This is a genomic window from Microbacterium oxydans (genome assembly GCF_900095745.1).
Taxonomy (GTDB): domain Bacteria; phylum Actinomycetota; class Actinomycetes; order Actinomycetales; family Microbacteriaceae; genus Microbacterium; species Microbacterium oxydans_B.
Window position 1 is genome coordinate 108,480 of sequence record NZ_FMIR01000015.1, and the last position, 16,103, is coordinate 124,582.

At 69.3% G+C, this 16,103-nt stretch carries 14 protein-coding genes and 1 pseudogene; 6 read left to right on the forward strand and 9 right to left on the reverse strand.

Annotation, left to right across the window (positions count from 1 at the left end):
* Window positions 1–944: 944 nt before the first annotated feature.
* Window positions 945–1,490: a universal stress protein gene (locus tag BQ2383_RS08605; protein ID WP_091033267.1), complete on the reverse strand. Its 546-nt coding sequence runs from the start codon at window positions 1,488–1,490 to the stop codon at window positions 945–947.
* A gap of 147 nt (window positions 1,491–1,637) precedes the next feature.
* On the opposite strand from BQ2383_RS08605, the gene BQ2383_RS08610 reads away from it, so the two are divergent.
* Window positions 1,638–1,823: a DUF3073 domain-containing protein gene (locus BQ2383_RS08610; protein WP_029263716.1), complete on the forward strand. Its 186-nt coding sequence runs from the start codon at window positions 1,638–1,640 to the stop codon at window positions 1,821–1,823.
* A 109-nt stretch (window positions 1,824–1,932) separates the two neighbouring features.
* On the opposite strand, the gene BQ2383_RS08615 is transcribed toward BQ2383_RS08610, so the two are convergent.
* The 3 genes from BQ2383_RS08615 to purM are packed head-to-tail and all read right to left on the reverse strand — an operon-like array spanning window position 1,933 to window position 5,852.
* Window positions 1,933–3,246 (reverse strand): MFS transporter, encoded by a 1,314-nt coding sequence (locus tag BQ2383_RS08615; RefSeq protein WP_091032552.1) that lies wholly within the window; start codon window positions 3,244–3,246, stop codon window positions 1,933–1,935.
* A complete protein-coding gene (gene purF, locus BQ2383_RS08620) occupies window positions 3,243–4,715 on the reverse strand; it encodes an amidophosphoribosyltransferase (protein ID WP_091032557.1) in 1,473 nt (490 codons plus the stop codon). The genes BQ2383_RS08615 and purF overlap by 4 nt, the downstream gene beginning before the upstream one ends.
* A gap of 6 nt (window positions 4,716–4,721) precedes the next feature.
* A complete protein-coding gene (purM, locus tag BQ2383_RS08625) occupies window positions 4,722–5,852 on the reverse strand; it encodes a phosphoribosylformylglycinamidine cyclo-ligase (protein WP_091032559.1) in 1,131 nt (376 codons plus the stop codon).
* A gap of 86 nt (window positions 5,853–5,938) precedes the next feature.
* On the opposite strand from purM, the gene BQ2383_RS08630 reads away from it, so the two are divergent.
* Complete coding sequence (locus BQ2383_RS08630; RefSeq protein WP_091032562.1) at window positions 5,939–6,544, forward strand: zinc-binding alcohol dehydrogenase; 606 nt, start codon at window positions 5,939–5,941, stop codon at window positions 6,542–6,544.
* Window positions 6,545–6,547: 3 nt separating this feature from the next.
* Here the strand turns inward: BQ2383_RS08630 and BQ2383_RS08635 are convergent, their stop codons facing one another.
* The gene (locus tag BQ2383_RS08635) at window positions 6,548–6,859 is read right to left on the reverse strand and encodes a hypothetical protein (RefSeq protein ID WP_091032565.1); all 312 of its coding nucleotides are present in this window, start codon (window positions 6,857–6,859) and stop codon (window positions 6,548–6,550) included.
* A gap of 110 nt (window positions 6,860–6,969) precedes the next feature.
* The gene (locus BQ2383_RS08640; RefSeq protein ID WP_140403323.1) at window positions 6,970–11,196 is read right to left on the reverse strand and encodes an HtaA domain-containing protein; all 4,227 of its coding nucleotides are present in this window, start codon (window positions 11,194–11,196) and stop codon (window positions 6,970–6,972) included.
* A 164-nt stretch (window positions 11,197–11,360) separates the two neighbouring features.
* On the opposite strand from BQ2383_RS08640, the gene BQ2383_RS08645 reads away from it, so the two are divergent.
* Genes BQ2383_RS08645 through BQ2383_RS08655 form a run of 3 tightly spaced genes read left to right on the forward strand, consistent with a single transcriptional unit; the run spans window position 11,361 to window position 14,307 of the window.
* Window positions 11,361–12,467, forward strand: coding sequence for a heme/hemin ABC transporter substrate-binding protein (locus BQ2383_RS08645; RefSeq protein WP_091032571.1), 1,107 nt, complete (start codon window positions 11,361–11,363; stop codon window positions 12,465–12,467).
* Entirely contained in the window at window positions 12,464–13,537 is a 1,074-nt protein-coding gene (locus BQ2383_RS08650) for a FecCD family ABC transporter permease (RefSeq protein WP_091032574.1), read from the forward strand. The genes BQ2383_RS08645 and BQ2383_RS08650 overlap by 4 nt, the downstream gene beginning before the upstream one ends.
* A complete protein-coding gene (locus BQ2383_RS08655; protein WP_091032576.1) occupies window positions 13,534–14,307 on the forward strand; it encodes a heme ABC transporter ATP-binding protein in 774 nt (257 codons plus the stop codon). The genes BQ2383_RS08650 and BQ2383_RS08655 overlap by 4 nt, the downstream gene beginning before the upstream one ends.
* A 26-nt stretch (window positions 14,308–14,333) precedes the next feature.
* Here the strand turns inward: BQ2383_RS08655 and BQ2383_RS08660 are convergent, their stop codons facing one another.
* Window positions 14,334–14,783, reverse strand: a complete 450-nt coding sequence (locus BQ2383_RS08660; RefSeq protein WP_029263090.1) for a MarR family winged helix-turn-helix transcriptional regulator — start codon at window positions 14,781–14,783, stop codon at window positions 14,334–14,336.
* Window positions 14,784–14,846: 63 nt separating this feature from the next.
* Here BQ2383_RS08660 and BQ2383_RS08665 point away from each other — a divergent pair.
* Window positions 14,847–15,216 (forward strand): annotated as a pseudogene (locus tag BQ2383_RS08665) (VOC family protein).
* Window positions 15,217–15,263: 47 nt separating this feature from the next.
* Here BQ2383_RS08665 and BQ2383_RS08670 read toward each other — a convergent pair.
* A complete protein-coding gene (locus tag BQ2383_RS08670; RefSeq protein WP_091032579.1) occupies window positions 15,264–15,632 on the reverse strand; it encodes a sterol carrier family protein in 369 nt (122 codons plus the stop codon).
* Between the two features lie 3 nt (window positions 15,633–15,635).
* Window positions 15,636–16,100 (reverse strand): hypothetical protein, encoded by a 465-nt coding sequence (locus BQ2383_RS08675; RefSeq protein WP_091032581.1) that lies wholly within the window; start codon window positions 16,098–16,100, stop codon window positions 15,636–15,638.
* Window positions 16,101–16,103: the final 3 nt, after the last annotated feature.

The following is a 16,103-nucleotide window of genomic DNA, read 5'->3' on the forward strand; positions in this document are numbered from 1 at the left end:
ACGGCGCATGGGGAATTCGGATCAGGGACACGACCCGGGGGATCCGATAGGGTCACCCGCATGTGGCGAATCACAGCCCAAGAAGCCCTCGGTAGCCGAAACGCCAGAACCGCGGCATGGGCGATCGAACAGAAGCTCGCCACCCTACGGACGGTGTCTGATGACCGCCTTCCCCACCATGTAGCGGCTGCGATTGCTGAGTGCTGCTGGTGGCTTGTGTCTCTGAATGATCTGATCGAACGCGAGCTCACGAGATCAGATCGGGACCGCTATAGATGCGAGCGCAATGGCGACCCAGACGGGAGTTGCGTCGTCGGGGCCATCTGGGCTCGCAACAGACACACCCACCAGCTAGTCGTTGACGTGCACGAAGGTGACGAGAGGCCATTCGCCGGGACGGGCACGGACTACGTGGTGTTCATCTCCCGAGAACTGCTTTGGAAGCGTGTCGACGAGATGGCCCTGCGACCTCAGGAGCTCGAGAAGGGGCAATGGGCGCAGTCGGCATACGAGTCCCGATTCCAGGATCAGCGTGTCGTGGGGCCTCTCGAAGCCGCAGCCGCATGGTTCCGACATTTGGGCGCTTCCGCGCCGGAGTAAGTCGCTGGGAGGTGCCGGGTGGGACGCCCCAAGGCTCTCGTGTGGCACCGACGCGGCATACCGCCGACACCTCCGCGAGAGCGTCGAGGTCGCCAAGGCACGCCGCCGCGCGAATACCGAAGCCGGGCGAAAATCATCCGGGCGCACCAAGCCGAGCACGCCGACGCAGCCCGCGTTCACGCCGACGCCCGACGATGCATCGACCGTTCCGCCTTCGGCTGACGACGTTGCGCGGCCGGACGACATGAAGCTCATCGTCGACACACTCCGCACCTCGTTCACGACGATCGCCGCATCGGACCCATCCGACTCGCTCCGCCCTCTTATCGCTGCGCAGAGCTTTTTTAGGACTCCGGCCAGATCTCCTTCTGCTCGTCGGGCACCGACTCGCCGAGCGGGACAACCAGGATGGAGCGGTGCTGCCGGTGCGCGAGCCGCGCCGCGACCGAGCCTGTGAAGAACTCGCGGATCGACTCCCCGATGCCGCGCTTGCGCGTGCCGACGACGATGAGCTGCGCATCGAGCTTGTTGGCGAGCTGCTTGATCGCCAGCGCCGGATCGCCGACGAGCTGACGCGCCGTCCATGTGACGTCCGTCCCCGCCAGCAGCTTCGCGGCAGCAGCCTCGACCGCTTCGAACTCCGCGGCGCCCGCGTCGAAGTTGATGTCGATCGGTGCCGAGTGCACGTAGCCGTCCGGATCCTCATAGGTGACGAATCGCGTGACGTCCACGTGCGCCACGACGAGCGGCACACCGAGCAGCCGCGCATACCGAACCGCTTCGTGGATCACATGGGGATCCTGGTCCAACTGCATGCCGACGATGACGGCTTTCTGCAGCGCCACGTTCTGTGCGGCCTCATCGGATGGAGTGGAGGTGTTGTCGGTCATGAAGATCGTTCCCTTCACCAGTCTGGCCTCGGCCAGAGCGTCTTCCCCGCGTGCTATTCTGAATGCTACTCTTACCGGCTTCTCGCCGGTGTCGTGAATGCCTCGGGCCTCACCGCCCGCAGCTTAACTCGTGAGGGGGTCTCGCGCATGGGCCGTGGCCGTCAGAAGGCGAAACACACCAAGATCGCCCGCGAACTCAAGGCGTACAGTCCGTCGGTGAACTACTCCGCGCTCGAGCGCGAGCTGGCTCACCCGACCGACGAAGACGCCTATGTCGACAAGTGGGCCGATGAGTATGAAGACGAAGACGAGGACGAGCTAGAGAAGGCCTAACCGCCCTCTCTACTCCGAAACACCCGCACCACGTGCGGGTGTTTCGTCGTGTCCGGATGCTGTAGTCCGGGCGCAGACGCCGAGCACGTCGAGGCGCGCTGCCCGCGGCTCACCAGCGTCCGTGCCGGCGCTCCCACTCGTCCTCGACCGTACGGCGACGCCCGGCGACGATGCCCGCGGGAATCGAGACGATGAGCACACCGGCGATGACGAGCAGCGGGATCTGCCAACCGGCGGTCGTCTCGTGGAGCAGCCCGACCAGCAACGGGAAGGTCGCGGCGATCGCGTAGCCGATGCTCTGCACGAACCCGCTCAGCGCGACGGCACTCTCCGAGGTGCGGGCCCGGATGCTCAGCAGCACGAGGCTCAGCGGGAACATGATGGCAGTGAGGCCGAAGATGCTCACCCACAGCGGCAGCGCGACCGTCGGGACCAGCAGGAGCCCGGTGAGCCCCACCAGACCGCCGATGACGGCGACGAAGAAGAGCGGGCGCGTGGCCTGGAAGCGGACCACGAGAATCGGCACCAGCAGCGAGCAGGGCAGGCCGATCAGTGCGAACAGGGAGAGCAGGAGTCCGGCCGTCGCCGGAGTCACCCCGCCGATGTCGACGAGCATCGTCGGCATCCACGCGAACGACACGTAGGCCATTGTCGACGAGGTACCGAAGACGACGGCGAGAGCCCAGGCCAGCGGCAGTCGCCAGAGGCGAGCGAAGTGCCGCCGGTTCGTCGGCGCGCTGGAGATCGGGCCCGTCACGGTCGCGACCGCATCCCGGAAGTCGTCGACCCCGTCGGTGGGATCGGGGACGAGGAGCTCGGCCTTCACCGGCTCGTCCCGACGCGACCCGTTCTTGAGCAGCAGCGCCACCCACGGCACGAGCGCGATCCCCGCGACGATGCCCCACATCCCGAGCGACACCCGCCAGCCGAGGGTGTCGGCGACCGGAACGGCCGCTAGCGGGGGCAGGAACGTCGACACGGCCAACGTGGTCGAGTAGATCGTCATGACGATCCCGAGACGATCCGGGAAGTACTTCTTCACCAGCGGCGGCAGCAGCACGTTGCCCGAGCCCACGCCCGCGAACACGACCACGGTCGCGGCGAGCAGGCTCGTCGAATCCACCGCGAATCCTCGCAGCAGCATGCCCAGCGCCATCAGCGTGATCGCGGCGACCGCCATCCGCTCCAGGCCGAATCGCCGCTCGAGCAGCGGGGTCAGCAGCCCGAAGAGCGCGAAGCACACCGGGGGCGCGGCGCCGATCAGACCGACGACCAGCGGCGAGACCGGGAAGTCCGCGGCGACATGATCGATCACCGGCGACAGGGAGGCCACTGCCGACCGCAGCGAGAAAGCCACCAGGACGATCCCCGCGAGTGCGAGAGCCCGACCGTGCCACAGCGGTCGTGCGCTCGGCATCGTCATGAGGTCTGTGACCCCTCCACCCAGGCGAGGTATTCGTCCGAGACCGTGCCCGTCACGTAGCGGCCGTCGAAGCAGCTCATGTCGAGATCGGTGAGGACCGAGCCCTCGATGATCGCTGCCTTGAGGTCGTCGACCTCCTGGTAGACGAGGTGATCGCAGCCGAGCACTTCGGCGATCTCGGGGATCGTGCGCCCGTGGGCGATGAGTTCGTGGCGCGACGGCATGTTGATGCCGTAGACGTGCGGATACCGCACCGGCGGAGCCGCGGATGCGAAGGTGACCGAGGCGGCACCGGCATCCCGCGCCATCTGGATGATCTCCTTGGAGGTCGTCCCGCGCACGATCGAGTCGTCGATCAGCAGCACATTCTTGCCCTGGAACTCGGTCGACATGGCGTTGAGCTTCTGGCGCACGCTCTTCTTGCGCACCGCCTGCCCCGGCATGATGAAGGTGCGGCCGACGTAGCGGTTCTTGTAGAAGCCCTCGCGGTACTCGATGCCGAGCTTGCGCGCGACCTCCATCGCGGCCGGGCGCGAGGAGTCGGGGATCGGCATGACCACGTCGATCTTGTCCATCGGCACGTGCTTCGCGATCGTGTCGGCGAGGCGGTCGCCCATGCGCAGACGCGACTCGTACACCGAGATGCCGTTCATGACCGAGTCGGGACGGGCGAGGTAGACGTACTCGAAGGCGCAGGGCGCGAGCGTCGCGGCCGTGGCGCACTGCTTGGAGAACAGCTCGCCGTCGGTGGTGATGAAGACGGCCTCGCCGGGCTCGACCTCGCGGACGACGTCGTAGTCGCCGTTCTCGAGCACGAGCGACTCGCTGGCGACGACCCACTCGTCCTTGCCCTCCGCGCCGGGGACGGTCGACGGACGACGACCCAGGATCAGCGGACGGATGCCGAACGGGTCGCGGAAGGCGAGCAGACCGTAGCCGGCGATCACGGCGATCACGGCATAGGCGCCTTCGATGCGCTCGTGCGTGCGGGCCACGGCCTCGAACACCCGCTCGGGGTCGAGGTCGACGGTCGACGTCGTGTTCTGCAGCTCGCCGGCGAGCACGTTGAGCAGCAGCTCGGTGTCACTCGACGAGTTGAGGTGACGGCGGTCGCGCTTCGCCATGTCGGCCGTGAGCTCACGCGTGTTGGTGAGGTTGCCGTTGTGGATGAGGATGATGCCGTACGGCGCGTTCACGTAGAACGGCTGCATCTCCTCTTCGTTCGAGGCCGTGCCCTTGGTCGCGTACCGCACGTGACCGAGGCCGACGTTGCCGAGCAGCGCACGCATGTCGCGGGTGCGGAACGCCTCGCGGACCATGCCCTGCGCCTTGGCGTTGTGCATCACGCCGTTCGCCTCGGCGGTGGCGATACCCGTCGCATCCTGGCCGCGGTGCTGCAGCAGCAGGAGTGCGTCGTAGATGTCCTGATTGACCGGGGCAGAGCCCACCATTCCGACAATGCCGCACATGGGCTCTTACTTCGCTCCGTCCGCGTAGGCGCCGACCAGGCGCACTGCTCCACCGTCGACGCCCTTGGCGCCCTGCTCGAATTCGCCGGTCGGACGCGGGCCGAAGCCGACGGTCCCGACCTGCCACGAGGGCATGCCCTCGGCGTTCAGCGCCGCGATCGCGGCATCCTTCTTGTCTGCGGCGACCACGGCGAGGAAGCCGATGCCGAGGTTCCAGGTGCCCTCCGCGGACTCCAGCGTGGAGCCGGCGATGTCGCTGAGCACCCGGAAGACGGGGCTCGGCGACCAGCTGTTGCGGTCGACCTCGGCCCAGCTGCCCTGCGGGAGCACGCGCGCGAGGTTCGCCGCGATGCCGCCGCCGGTGACGTGGCTGAGGGCGTGGACGCCTCCGGTCCCGGCAGAAGCGCCGAGCTGCTCGATGAGTCGCAGCAGCGGAAGCGTGTAGAGGCGGGTCGGCTCGAGCAGAGCCTCACCCCAGGTGGTGCCGAAGTCGGCGGCGTTGTCGCCGTAGCCGATGCCGGCACGGGTGACGATGTGGCGCACGAGCGAGTAGCCGTTGGAGTGTAGTCCGCTGGAGGCGACCGCGATCACCGCGTCGCCGTCTTGCACGCGATCCGCACCGAGGATGGCATCCGCCTCGACCACACCGGTGGCCGCGCCGGCGACGTCGTAGTCACGCGGGCCGAGCAGGCCCGGGTGCTCCGCGGTCTCGCCGCCGACCAGCGCGGTGCCGGTGGCCGAGCACGCCTGAGCGATGCCGCGGACGATGTCAGCGATGCGCTCGGGGACGACCTTGCCGCACGCGATGTAGTCGGTCATGAAGAGCGGCTTCGCGCCCACCACGACGATGTCGTCGACCACCATGCCGACCAGATCCTGGCCGATCGTGTCGTGCTTGTCGATCGCCTGCGCGATCGCGACCTTCGTGCCGACGCCGTCGGTGCTGGTCGCGAGCAGCGGGCGACGGAAGTCGCGCAGCGCGCTGGCATCGAACAGGCCGGCGAACCCGCCGACACCGCCGAGCACTTCGGGGCCGTGCGTCGCGCGCACGGAAGACTTCATCAGCTCGACGGCAAGATCACCTGCAGCGGTGTCGACGCCGGCTTCGGAATAGGGATTGGTGGGGGAGGCAGCCACGCCCCCAGCCTACCGCCCGCAGGCGGTCCGACTCTCCGCGAGAGACGACCTCGGATCCGGACCCCCTCCCCGCCTACGATGGGGCCATGGCCGACAAGCCGCAGTGGCTCATCCGCGAAGACGCGAGCGTTCCGGTGCTCGTCGCGCTCGCGCTGCGCCAGCAGCTCGGGATCCGGGCGCCGGAGGATCTTCCCGCCCTTCGCGATCTCGCCGTGCGCGCGCCGGACGCCGCCGATGCCTCCCCCGCCGTCGAGGAGCAGTGGCGGAGCTACTGGGACATGACGGTCGAGCCGCGCGCGCATCCGTCGGACGTGCCGCTCGAGCTCATCGACGGCTTCGACACCCTCGTGGCCCTGCCCGCCACCGGCGCGGAGGAGCTCACCACCGCGATCGCCCCGCAGGCGACATCCGCACTCCTGTACGCGCACGCCGCACATGACCGGTACGTGAGCTCGATGAAGAGCCACACCGGGGGCGATGCCTACCGCGCCTATGCGAGTGCGATCGCGGAGTTCGAGCGCGAGGTCGGCCGTCGCGCGCACTCGTTCGAGCTGAACGTGCAGGTTCTGCCGCTGTCGCAGCGCGGCATCTGGTGGATCGGAGACCTCTCGGTCGCCGTGACCGACGGTCTGCGCCGCGACGTCGTGGCGTTCGACACCGCCATCCGCCCGGTGATCGCCGAGCTGGCGTAGGGGTCAGTCCTCGACGACGGTCTCGCGGTCGACCTGCACGACGCGGTCGTGACGGCGGGCGATGCGCTCCATGACGAGGCCTGCGATTCCGCCCAGGGCGAGGCCGATCGGCGCGGTCCACAGCAGCAGGAACCCGAAGACCTGACCAGGCGGGTAGACGACATCGAGGGCCTGCGACTCGTCGAAGCTGCCGGTCCAGGTGAGGATGCCGGCGGCGATGATGCCGAGCACGACGCCGATGCCCATGAGCACGCCGTACCGCGGCACACGGCGCACGGTCGCTTCGACGGTCTGGTGGGAGTCGGTGGGGGCCATAACTCCATTGTCCCACCGTCGGCGGATGGCGGGAACCGGGTCGGCGGACGGCAGAGAACGGCCCTCCCCGCGTCCGCCGCGGGGAGGGCCGTTCCGTCTTCTGCCTCGACTCAGACCTCGGTCGTCGTCTCGGCCGTCTCGTCCTTGCGGTTGCGCCGGGCGATCAGCACACCGCCGGTCGCGGCGAGCGCCACGACCACCAGGCCGCCGACGATCCACGGCCATACCGGGGCGCCGTCTTCGTCTGCCGGCTCGGTCACCGCGGTGACGGCGGTGGTGGCTTCGGAGTCGACCTCGGCCTCTTCCTCCACCGCGACGCCGCACTCGGCGTCGACTGGGATGACCGCCGTCACCGGGTCGAGCGCCTCGCCGGCGGCGTAGGTGCCGAACGCGGCAGCCCCCGCCTCGGTCAGAGTGGCCGGGAGGGCGTCGAGCGAGAGCTTGCCGTCGACGACCGCAGCATCACCGAGAGCGAACTCTGCGAGGCGGACGGCCTTCTGGTCGACGCTCTCGCCACCCTGCGTGGTGCCGCTCACGTCGAAGACGAGGTAGCCCTTGTCTCCGGCGAGTTCGAGCCGCGCGTTCGCGAGCGTCGTGTTCAGCGCACCGTCGTGGCCCGTGAACGTGATGCTGCCGCCATAGGTGATGACTCCGGTGAGGGTCTCGTCATCGAAGGATCCGGCGCCGTTCTCCCACACGTAGTCCGGGTAACGGTACTCGACGTCGGTCAGCGTCCAGCCACCCTTCGCGATGCCCTCGATGTACGTGCGGAACGACTCCTTGTAGCCCCACTGCAGCGAGGCCCCGTCGACCGTGCACGCACCGATCACGGTCTTCGCGCGGGTGAGCGTGAACGCCAGACCGCGGTCGACCGAGCCCTGCAGGGTGAGCGTGTGCGCACCGTCTTCGAGGCTGGCGGGCAGCGTGCCCGACCAGGTCGCGAGGCCCGCGGCATCCGCGGTCACCGTGTCGAGAAGCACGGGGGTCGAATACACGACCACCTTGATGCCCTCTTCGTTCGGCTGGAAACCGGATGCGGTGATGGTGGCCGACTGCCCGGACTCGAGCGCAGCGAGGTTCTCCGCGTCGACGTCGATGCCGTCCGATGCCGGCGGTGCCGCGGGCAGGGTCGTCTTCGCCTTCACGGCGGCCGCAGCCACGGTGCCCGTGTTCCCGGCAGGCGCTGCCGCGACCGAGCCGATCGTGAACGTGACCGGGTTCAGGTCGGTCGAGTAGCCCGACAGCACCCGGTCACGACCGGCCGCCGTCAGCGACGCCGGAGCGGCGGTGTACGTGACGGCACCGTTTGCCGAGACGCGCGCGGCCCGCGAGAGGTCGAGCGTCGCGAACGGCACCTGGGCACCGCCACTCGTCACGAAGAGCGTCGCCGCTCCCGCCGAGGTGATGCGGATCTGCGGGTTCGACACGGTCACGTCGAGCACCCCGTGGTGTCCCGTGAAGCGCACCGATCCGCGGTAGACGACGCTGCCGAGCCCGGTCTTCACGTCGAAGTCTCCCCCGACGGTCTGCCCGAACTGGAACTGGCTACCCGAGCGCGTCGCGCCGTCGGAGACCGAGATCGCGCCCTGCGCGATGCCGCCCGTGATGTAGCTCGCGAACTTCGACGAGATCGCCCAGCGGAGCGATCCGCCAGGAACGCTCGCCGGCGGAGTCGTCGGCGTCGTCGGCGGCTTCGGGTCGGTGGGCTTCTCGCCGAACAGCGTGCGCCACTGGGCGTCCGTGATCGTCACGTCACCTCGCACGTAGATCGTGTCGGCGGTCGGCATCGTGTGCTGCTTCCACACGATCACCTCGTACGACTTCGTGCGATCGAGGTTCTTCGCCGCCGTCGTGAGATCGACCGCGAACGAGCCGAACGTGATCTTCGTCACGTACTGCATCGCGAGGAAGCCACCGCCAGCCGTCACATCCGCCTCGGTGCCCTTCTCGATCAGAGCGGCGTACGCGCCGGAGATGTCACCGAGCTTCGAGGCCGCGGCCGTCACGGTCAGACCGTCCTTCGCCGTTGCCGTCTTGACGGTCGCGCCGAGGGCGGGGCCCTCCGGGAAGATCGCGTTCCACTGCTCATCGCTGACCGGCACGGTCGCACGGGCGTAGATGGTGCCGGCATCCGGCATCGTGTGCTGCTTCCAGACGATGACCTCGTAGGACTTCGTGCGGTCGAGGGTGTCGGCGGCCGCCGTCAGGTCGACGCTGAACGCGCCGCCGGTGATCTTCTGCACGTACTGCATCGCGAGGAAGCCACCGCCGGCCGTGACATCCGCCTCGGTGCCCTTCTCGATCACCGCGGCGTACGCCCCGGTGATCGCGCCCAGCTTCGATGCCTCCGCCGTGACGGTCAGACCGTCCTTCGCCGTCGCCGCCTTCACCGTGGCGGTGAGGCCCGCAGTGTCGCCGTAGTTGAGGGCGACGCTCTGCTCCTGGTCGGCGTTGACCACGCCACCCGCTGCGTACGTGTAGATGCCGTACGCACCCGGGGTCGCTGCCGCGTCCTTCAGAGTCAGGGTCGCCTCGAAGGTCCCGTCGGCGGCGATGTCCACCCACTGCGAACGGATCGCCCCCTGGTACTGCGCGGGAACCTGATTCAGGACACCCTCGGAGAGCGCCCAGACCTGCGCTCCGACCGAGCGGGTCGACGACGCGGCGCCGGTGGACGGCTGCCACGTCGAGGCGAAGTTGCCGAACACCACGTACGTGCCCTGCGGCAGATCCTTCGGGATCGGAACACCGCGCCCGCCGACGTTGGCCGCCGGGTCGTAACCGGACCCCTTCACGACGACCTTGTCGCCGGCCTTGAGGGCAGAGGCGCCGGCCGGCGTCGTGCCGTCGGCCAGGAACACCTCGATCGCCGGAGTGAGCGGCGCGGGCTGCAGGCTCTCCCACTGCGCGTCGGTGATGGCGATTGTTGCGCGGGCGTAAATCGTGCTCGCGTCGGGGTTCGAGTGCTGCTTCCAGACGATGACCTCGTAGGACGTCGTGCGGTCCAGCGTGTCGGCGGCCGCCGTCAGGTCGACGGTTAACGCGCCACCGGTGATCGAGCGCACGTACTGCATCGCGAGGAACCCGCCGCTGCCGGTCACGTTCGCCTCGGTGCCCGTCTCGATCACCGCGGCGTACGCCCCGGTGATCGCGCCCAGCTTCGAGCCGGATGCGGTGACGGTCAGCCCGTCCTTCGCGGTCGCGGTCTTCACAGACGCGGAGGCGAGAGCGGTCTCGGAGTAGGTCAGGGCGACGCTCTGCTCCTGGTCGGCGTTGGATACTCCGCCGGCGCCGTAGGTGTAGACGCCGTAGGAGCCCGGGGTCGCTGCCGCATCCTTCAGCGTCAGGGTTGCCTGGAACGTGCCGTCATCCGCGATGTCGACCCACTGTGAGCGGATCGCACCCTGATACTGCGAAGGAACCTGGTTCAGGACACCCTCGGAGAGCGCCCAGACCTGTGCTCCGACCGAGCGGGTCGACGACGCGGCACCGGTGGACGGCTGCCACGTCGAGGCGAAGTTGCCGAACACCACGTAGGTGCCCTGCGGCAGGTCCTTCGGGATCGGAACACCGCGCCCGCCGACGTTGGCCGCCGGGTCGTAACCCGAGCCCTTCACGACGATCTTGTCGCCGGCCTTGAGAGCAGTGCCGGTCGCCGGGGTCGTGCCGTCAGCCAGGAACACGTCGATCGCCGGGGAGAACGGCGTCTCACCCGGGTCGGTACCGGGGTCCGTGCCCGGGTCCGTCCCGGGGTCGGTGCCCGGGTCCGTTCCGGGGTCGGTTCCGGGATCGGTTCCAGGATCGGTGCCCGGGTCAGTGCCCGGGTCGGTTCCGGGGTCCGTCCCCGGGTCGGTGCCGGGGTCGGTGGGCACGGGACCGAACACGGCGTCCCACTGCCCCGCGGAGATCGCGACGTCGCCGCGTCCGTAGATCGTCGTCTCGTTCGGGTTCGAGTGCTTCTGCCACACGAGCACCTCGTAGGACTTCGTCCGATCGAGCGAGCCGGCAGGAGCGTCGAGCGTGAACGTGCTCGCCCCTCCGGCGACGGTCGGCATCACGAACGCCGCGTATCCGCCACCGCCGCTGAGGCCGGATTCCGTGCCCTTGACGATGAGGGCCGCGTAGGCGCCTTCGACCTCGGGCAGGCCGCTCGCCTGCACTTGCACGCTCACGCCGGACGTGGCCGCGGAGGCGACCGTCGCCGTGACCGTGGCACCGGCGGCATGCGCGGGCGGAACGATCACCGCACCGGCGGCGACGAGGAGGAAGGACACGAAAGCAGCGAGCAGCACGCGTATGCGGGTGCTCCCTGAGGATGCTGTGGCTGTGGCGTTCACGTTTCTCCACGGCTCCGGGCACGCAGAAGAGCACGCGCGCCGCCGGTGCCGCAATGCAGTCGGGCGAAGGGTCGGATGTTGGTTAGGCTTGGCTAAGCAAGCCGCCATTCCTGAGCGTAGAGGTGCGAATCAGCGCGCGTCAAGTTTTAGGATAGCCTTGCCTAATGCGTCGCGTCTTTGCCGTCTTCCTCGTCGCCGCTCTCGCCACAGGTCTCACTGCGTGCGCCGAGCCGGGAGCGAACGCCGCACCACCCACGGCCGCAGAAGACACCTGCCCGCAGGCGTCCGCTCCCCTCGCCTCGCTCGATCTGATCGACGACGTGCGCGGGCATGAGGGCCCTTCCACCGCGTGCCTCTCCAGCCGCGCGATCGAGGCCGTCGACGACGACACCGCGCCGAAGCTCCCGGTCACGGTGACCGACAGCGAGGGCCGCGAGATCGAGATCACCGACGTCGACCGCATCCTCCCGATCGACATCTCGGGCACGATCGCGTCGACCGTGTTCGCCCTCGGACTCGGCGATCAGGTCGTCGGCCGCGACGCATCCACCGTCTTCGCCGGAACGGAAGACCTCCCGGTCGTCACCAAGACCGGACACACGCTCAACGCCGAGGCGATCCTCGAGCTCGCGCCGACCGTCGTCCTCACCGACACCACGATCGGTCCGAAAGAGGTCCGTCAGCAGCTGCGCGACGCCGGCATCGCGGTCGTGGTGATCTCCAGCGATCGGCGACTCGACACCACCGACGAGCTGGTCACCGAGATCGCCACAGCCCTCGGGGTGCCCAGCCGGGGCGAGGCGCTCATCGCGCGGCTCGACGCCTCGGTCGACGAGACACTCGCCGAGATCGCCGAGGTCGTGCCCGCCGACGAGTCCGATCGCGCACGCATGCTCTTCCTCTACGTGCGCGGTAGCGCCAACGTCTACTACATCTTCGGCGAGGACTCCGGCGCCGACTCCCTCATCGACGCGGTCGGCGGGGTCGACGTCGCGGCCGAGATCGGCTGGGAGGGCATGAAGCCGATGACCGCCGAGGCCCTCGTCGCCGCGCAGCCCGATGTGCTGGTGATGATGACCGATGGACTCGAGTCGGTCGGGGGCATCGACGGCTTGATCGAGCGGATCCCGGCCGTCGCCGAGACACCAGCCGGAGCGCACCGTCGGGTGATCGACATGGCCGACAGCGAGATCCTCAGCTTCGGCCCGCGCACCGCCGATGTGATCGGCGCCCTGGCCCGCGCCCTGTACGCCCCCGAGCCCGCGAAGTGACCGGCGAGGTCGTCACTCCGACGCCGACCAGGCACCGGAGACTCCGGTTCGCCCTGGTGACGGTGGGCCTGGTCGTCGCACTCGCGATCACCTGCGTCGTCTCGATCACGAGCGGGCAGTACGACCTGTCCCCCACCGCGCTGGTCGGTGTGCTGCTGCGCGGCGTCGGGATCGACACCGCCTGGGCGCCCGCGGCGTCCACCGACTACGGCGTGATCTTCAACCTGCGGATGCCGCGCATCGTGCTCGGCCTCCTCGTCGGCGCGGCCCTCGCCGTCTCGGGCGTGCTCATGCAGGCGATCTTCGGCAACCCACTCGCGGATGCCGGCGTCGTCGGCGTCTCGTCGGGTGCGGCGCTCGGAGCGGCAGCGAGCATCACGTTCGGACTCGCGACCTTCGGGATGTGGACCACGCCCGCATTCGCGTTCGCCGGCGGCCTGATCGCCGTGTTCTCGGTGTACTTCATCAGCCGATCCGGCGGCCGCACCGAGGTCGTGACGCTGCTGCTCACGGGCATCGCGATCAACGCCATCGCCGGCGCGGGCTTGGCCTTCCTCACGTTCCTCGGCACGACGTCGACGCGCGAGCAGATCGTGTTCTGGCAGCTCGGGTCGCTGAACGGCGCCCTGTGGTCGAACATCCAGCTGGTCGCGCCGCTCGTCCTGATCGGCGTCGTGGTCGCCCTGATCGTGGCCCCCAGCCTCGACCTCTTCGCCCTCGGCGAGCGCACCGCGCGACACCTCGGCGTCAATGTCGAGCTGCTGCGGATCGTGGTCATCGTGACGGTCGCGCTGCTGGTGTGCGCGGCGGTCGCTTTCGCCGGGATCATCGGCTTCGCCGGACTCATCGTGCCGCACCTGATGCGCATGCTGATCGGCCCGGCGCACCTGCCGCTGGTGATCGCCTCGGCGCTCGGCGGCGCACTGCTCATCGCCGTCGCCGACCTCGTCGCGCGCACCGCCGTTCCGCTCGCCGACCTGCCGATCGGCATGATCACCTCGCTCGTGGGCGGCCCGTTCTTCCTGTGGCTGCTCGTGCGCACGCGCCGCCGTTCGGGAGGCTGGGCATGACCGTGCGGCTCCGCGGCGCGGGGCTCACGGTGCGCGTCGGTGAGGGGCGGACGATCCTCGACGACGCCTCCATCGAGATCCACGGCGGCGAGATCCACGCCCTGGTCGGTCCGAACGGGGCGGGCAAGTCCACCCTGTTCGGGGTGCTCGCCGGCGATGTGACCGCGCAGGCGGGAACGGTCGAGATCGACGATCAGCCGATCGCGCAGGTGAAGCCGCGCCTCCTCGCCCGGGAGCGCGCCGTGCTGCTGCAGGAGAACTCGGTCACCTTCCCCTTCAGCGCCGAGCAGGTGGTGCGCATGGGTCGGACGCCCTGGGCGCGCACGCCGGCGGCGGACGATGATGACGAGCTGGTGGCTGCGGCCATGGCGCAGACCGAGGTGACGGCGCTCAAGGCCCGCGCGGTGCCCTCGCTCTCCGGCGGCGAGCGCGCCCGCGTCGCGCTCGCCCGCGTGATCGCCCAGAGCACCGGCATCCTGCTGCTCGACGAGCCGACCGCCGCACTCGACCTCAAGCATCATGAAGACGTCATGCGGCTGATCCGTGGGCGGGCGGATGCCGGCATCGCCGTGGCGATCGTGCTGCACGACCTCAATGCCGCACTCGCCCACGCCGACCGTGTCACGCTGCTCTCCGACGGCCGGGTCGCGGCGACGGGCACGGCGGCCGAGGTGCTGACGGCCGCGCGGATCGAGCAGGTCTACGGCCAGGCGGTCGACGTGTTCCCTCATCCCGCGACCGGGGTTCCGCTGGTGGTCGCTCAGCGCTGAGTCGCGTCCCGGCCACGCGCGCCGGACTACTCCTCGTCGCGCAGGGAGCGGATCATGCCCCGCAGGATCTTCCGCGCGCCCGCCTGCTCGGCCTCGGTCATGCCCGACAGCATCCGGACCTCGACCGAACGGACGGCGGCCGTCGCCTTCGCGAGACTCTGCCGGCCACGGTCGGTGAGGCGGGCGGGGAGGGCCTTCCCGACCGGCGGCTCGGCGGGCCTGGTCACGAAGCCGTCCCGCTCGAGGGCCTGGAGCAGCACGTTCATCGACTGGCGGGTGACGAACGCGCCGCGCGCGAGCTCGGAGTTCGAGAGGCCGGGGCGCTGGGAGAGCAGCTCGAGGCAGGAGTAGTGCGTGATGGTCATGCCGAGCGGGCGCAGCACCTCCTCCATCGAGGTGCGGAGAGCGCTGGACGCCTCCTTCAGCAGGTAGCCCAGCGACGTGTCGAGCTCGATGCCGGCGCGATCTTGACTCATGTCAGTAGTCTGACATACGCTTACTCATGTCAGAAAACTGACATAAAACGAAGGACTCTCCTCATGCCCGTCACCGGCCCCGATTTCCTCTCCCTCCAGGCGCGCGACCTCGCCGCCTCGCAGGCGTTCTATGAGAGCTACCTCGGACTCGTCCGCTCGCCGGCGGCCCCCCCCGCACGCCGTCGTGTTCCAGACGACGCCGATCGCGTTCGCGCTCCGGGACATCGCGCCCGGCACCGACCTGACCGACGTCGCGCAACCGGGAATCGGTGCCGCGATCTGGCTGCACGCCACCGACGTCCAGGCGATCCACGATCGACTCGTCGCCGACGGCCACACCATCGTGGCCGACCCGATCGACGGCCCCTTCGGTCGCACCTTCACCTTCTCCGACCCCGACGGCTACCGGATCACCCTCCACGACCGGGCATGACCCTACCCCTCCGGGGCGGGGATGGTCGCCTCTGCGCTGAGGTCGCGCTACGGACGAACCGGGAGCACGTCGCTGAGATCCGCGCGCGTGCCGGACGCGTGGATGCGGCCGCCGGCCGCGGCATCCGCCCACGCCTCCGCGCCCGTGGCCACCGCGATCCAGGTCGCGGCATCCATCTCGACGACGTTCGGCGGTGTGCCGCGCGTGTGGCGAGGGCCCTGGATCACCTGCACCGCGCCGAACGGAGGCACTCGGACCTCGACGCTGTTGCCCGGCGCCTTCTCGTCGAGCAGCTGCAGCAGGTAGCGCACGGCGGTGGCGAGGTCGGTCCGCTGCGGCTTCGTGCCGGCGGCATCCGCATCGCGAACGGCATCCAGTGCCGAACGTCCGTCGATGATGTCGATCTTCCTGGCCATCGCTCAGCTCTCCCCCACGACGAGGACCGACCAGGCCCCGACCGCGTCCCGACCCAGCCCGTTGGCCGTGACCTCGGTCGCGGCATCCAAGCCCATATCGATCCGCTGCGGCTCGCCGTCGCAGACCAGATCGTCGGTGCGGATCGTCTGCGACGTCACGGAGCCGCCGGCATCCGATCCGCTCAGGGCGATGTCGGCACTCATCGTCTCGGGGCCGAAGCACGCGAACAGCACCGAGACGATCGCCGTCGGCTCATCGAACGCGGCCGTGACCCCGCCTTCGCCGACGACATCCGAGAGCGGCGACGCCAATCCGGCGAGCGTCGCGAGAGACCCGGCGACCTCACGGGAGTCCTGCGTCGCCATCCAATCCTGCACGGCGTCGGGGTCGACCTCAGGCGTCGCGGAACACCCGGTGAGCACCGCCATCAGCACCGCGCCCAGCGCGAATCCCCGCCATCGCCTCATCCC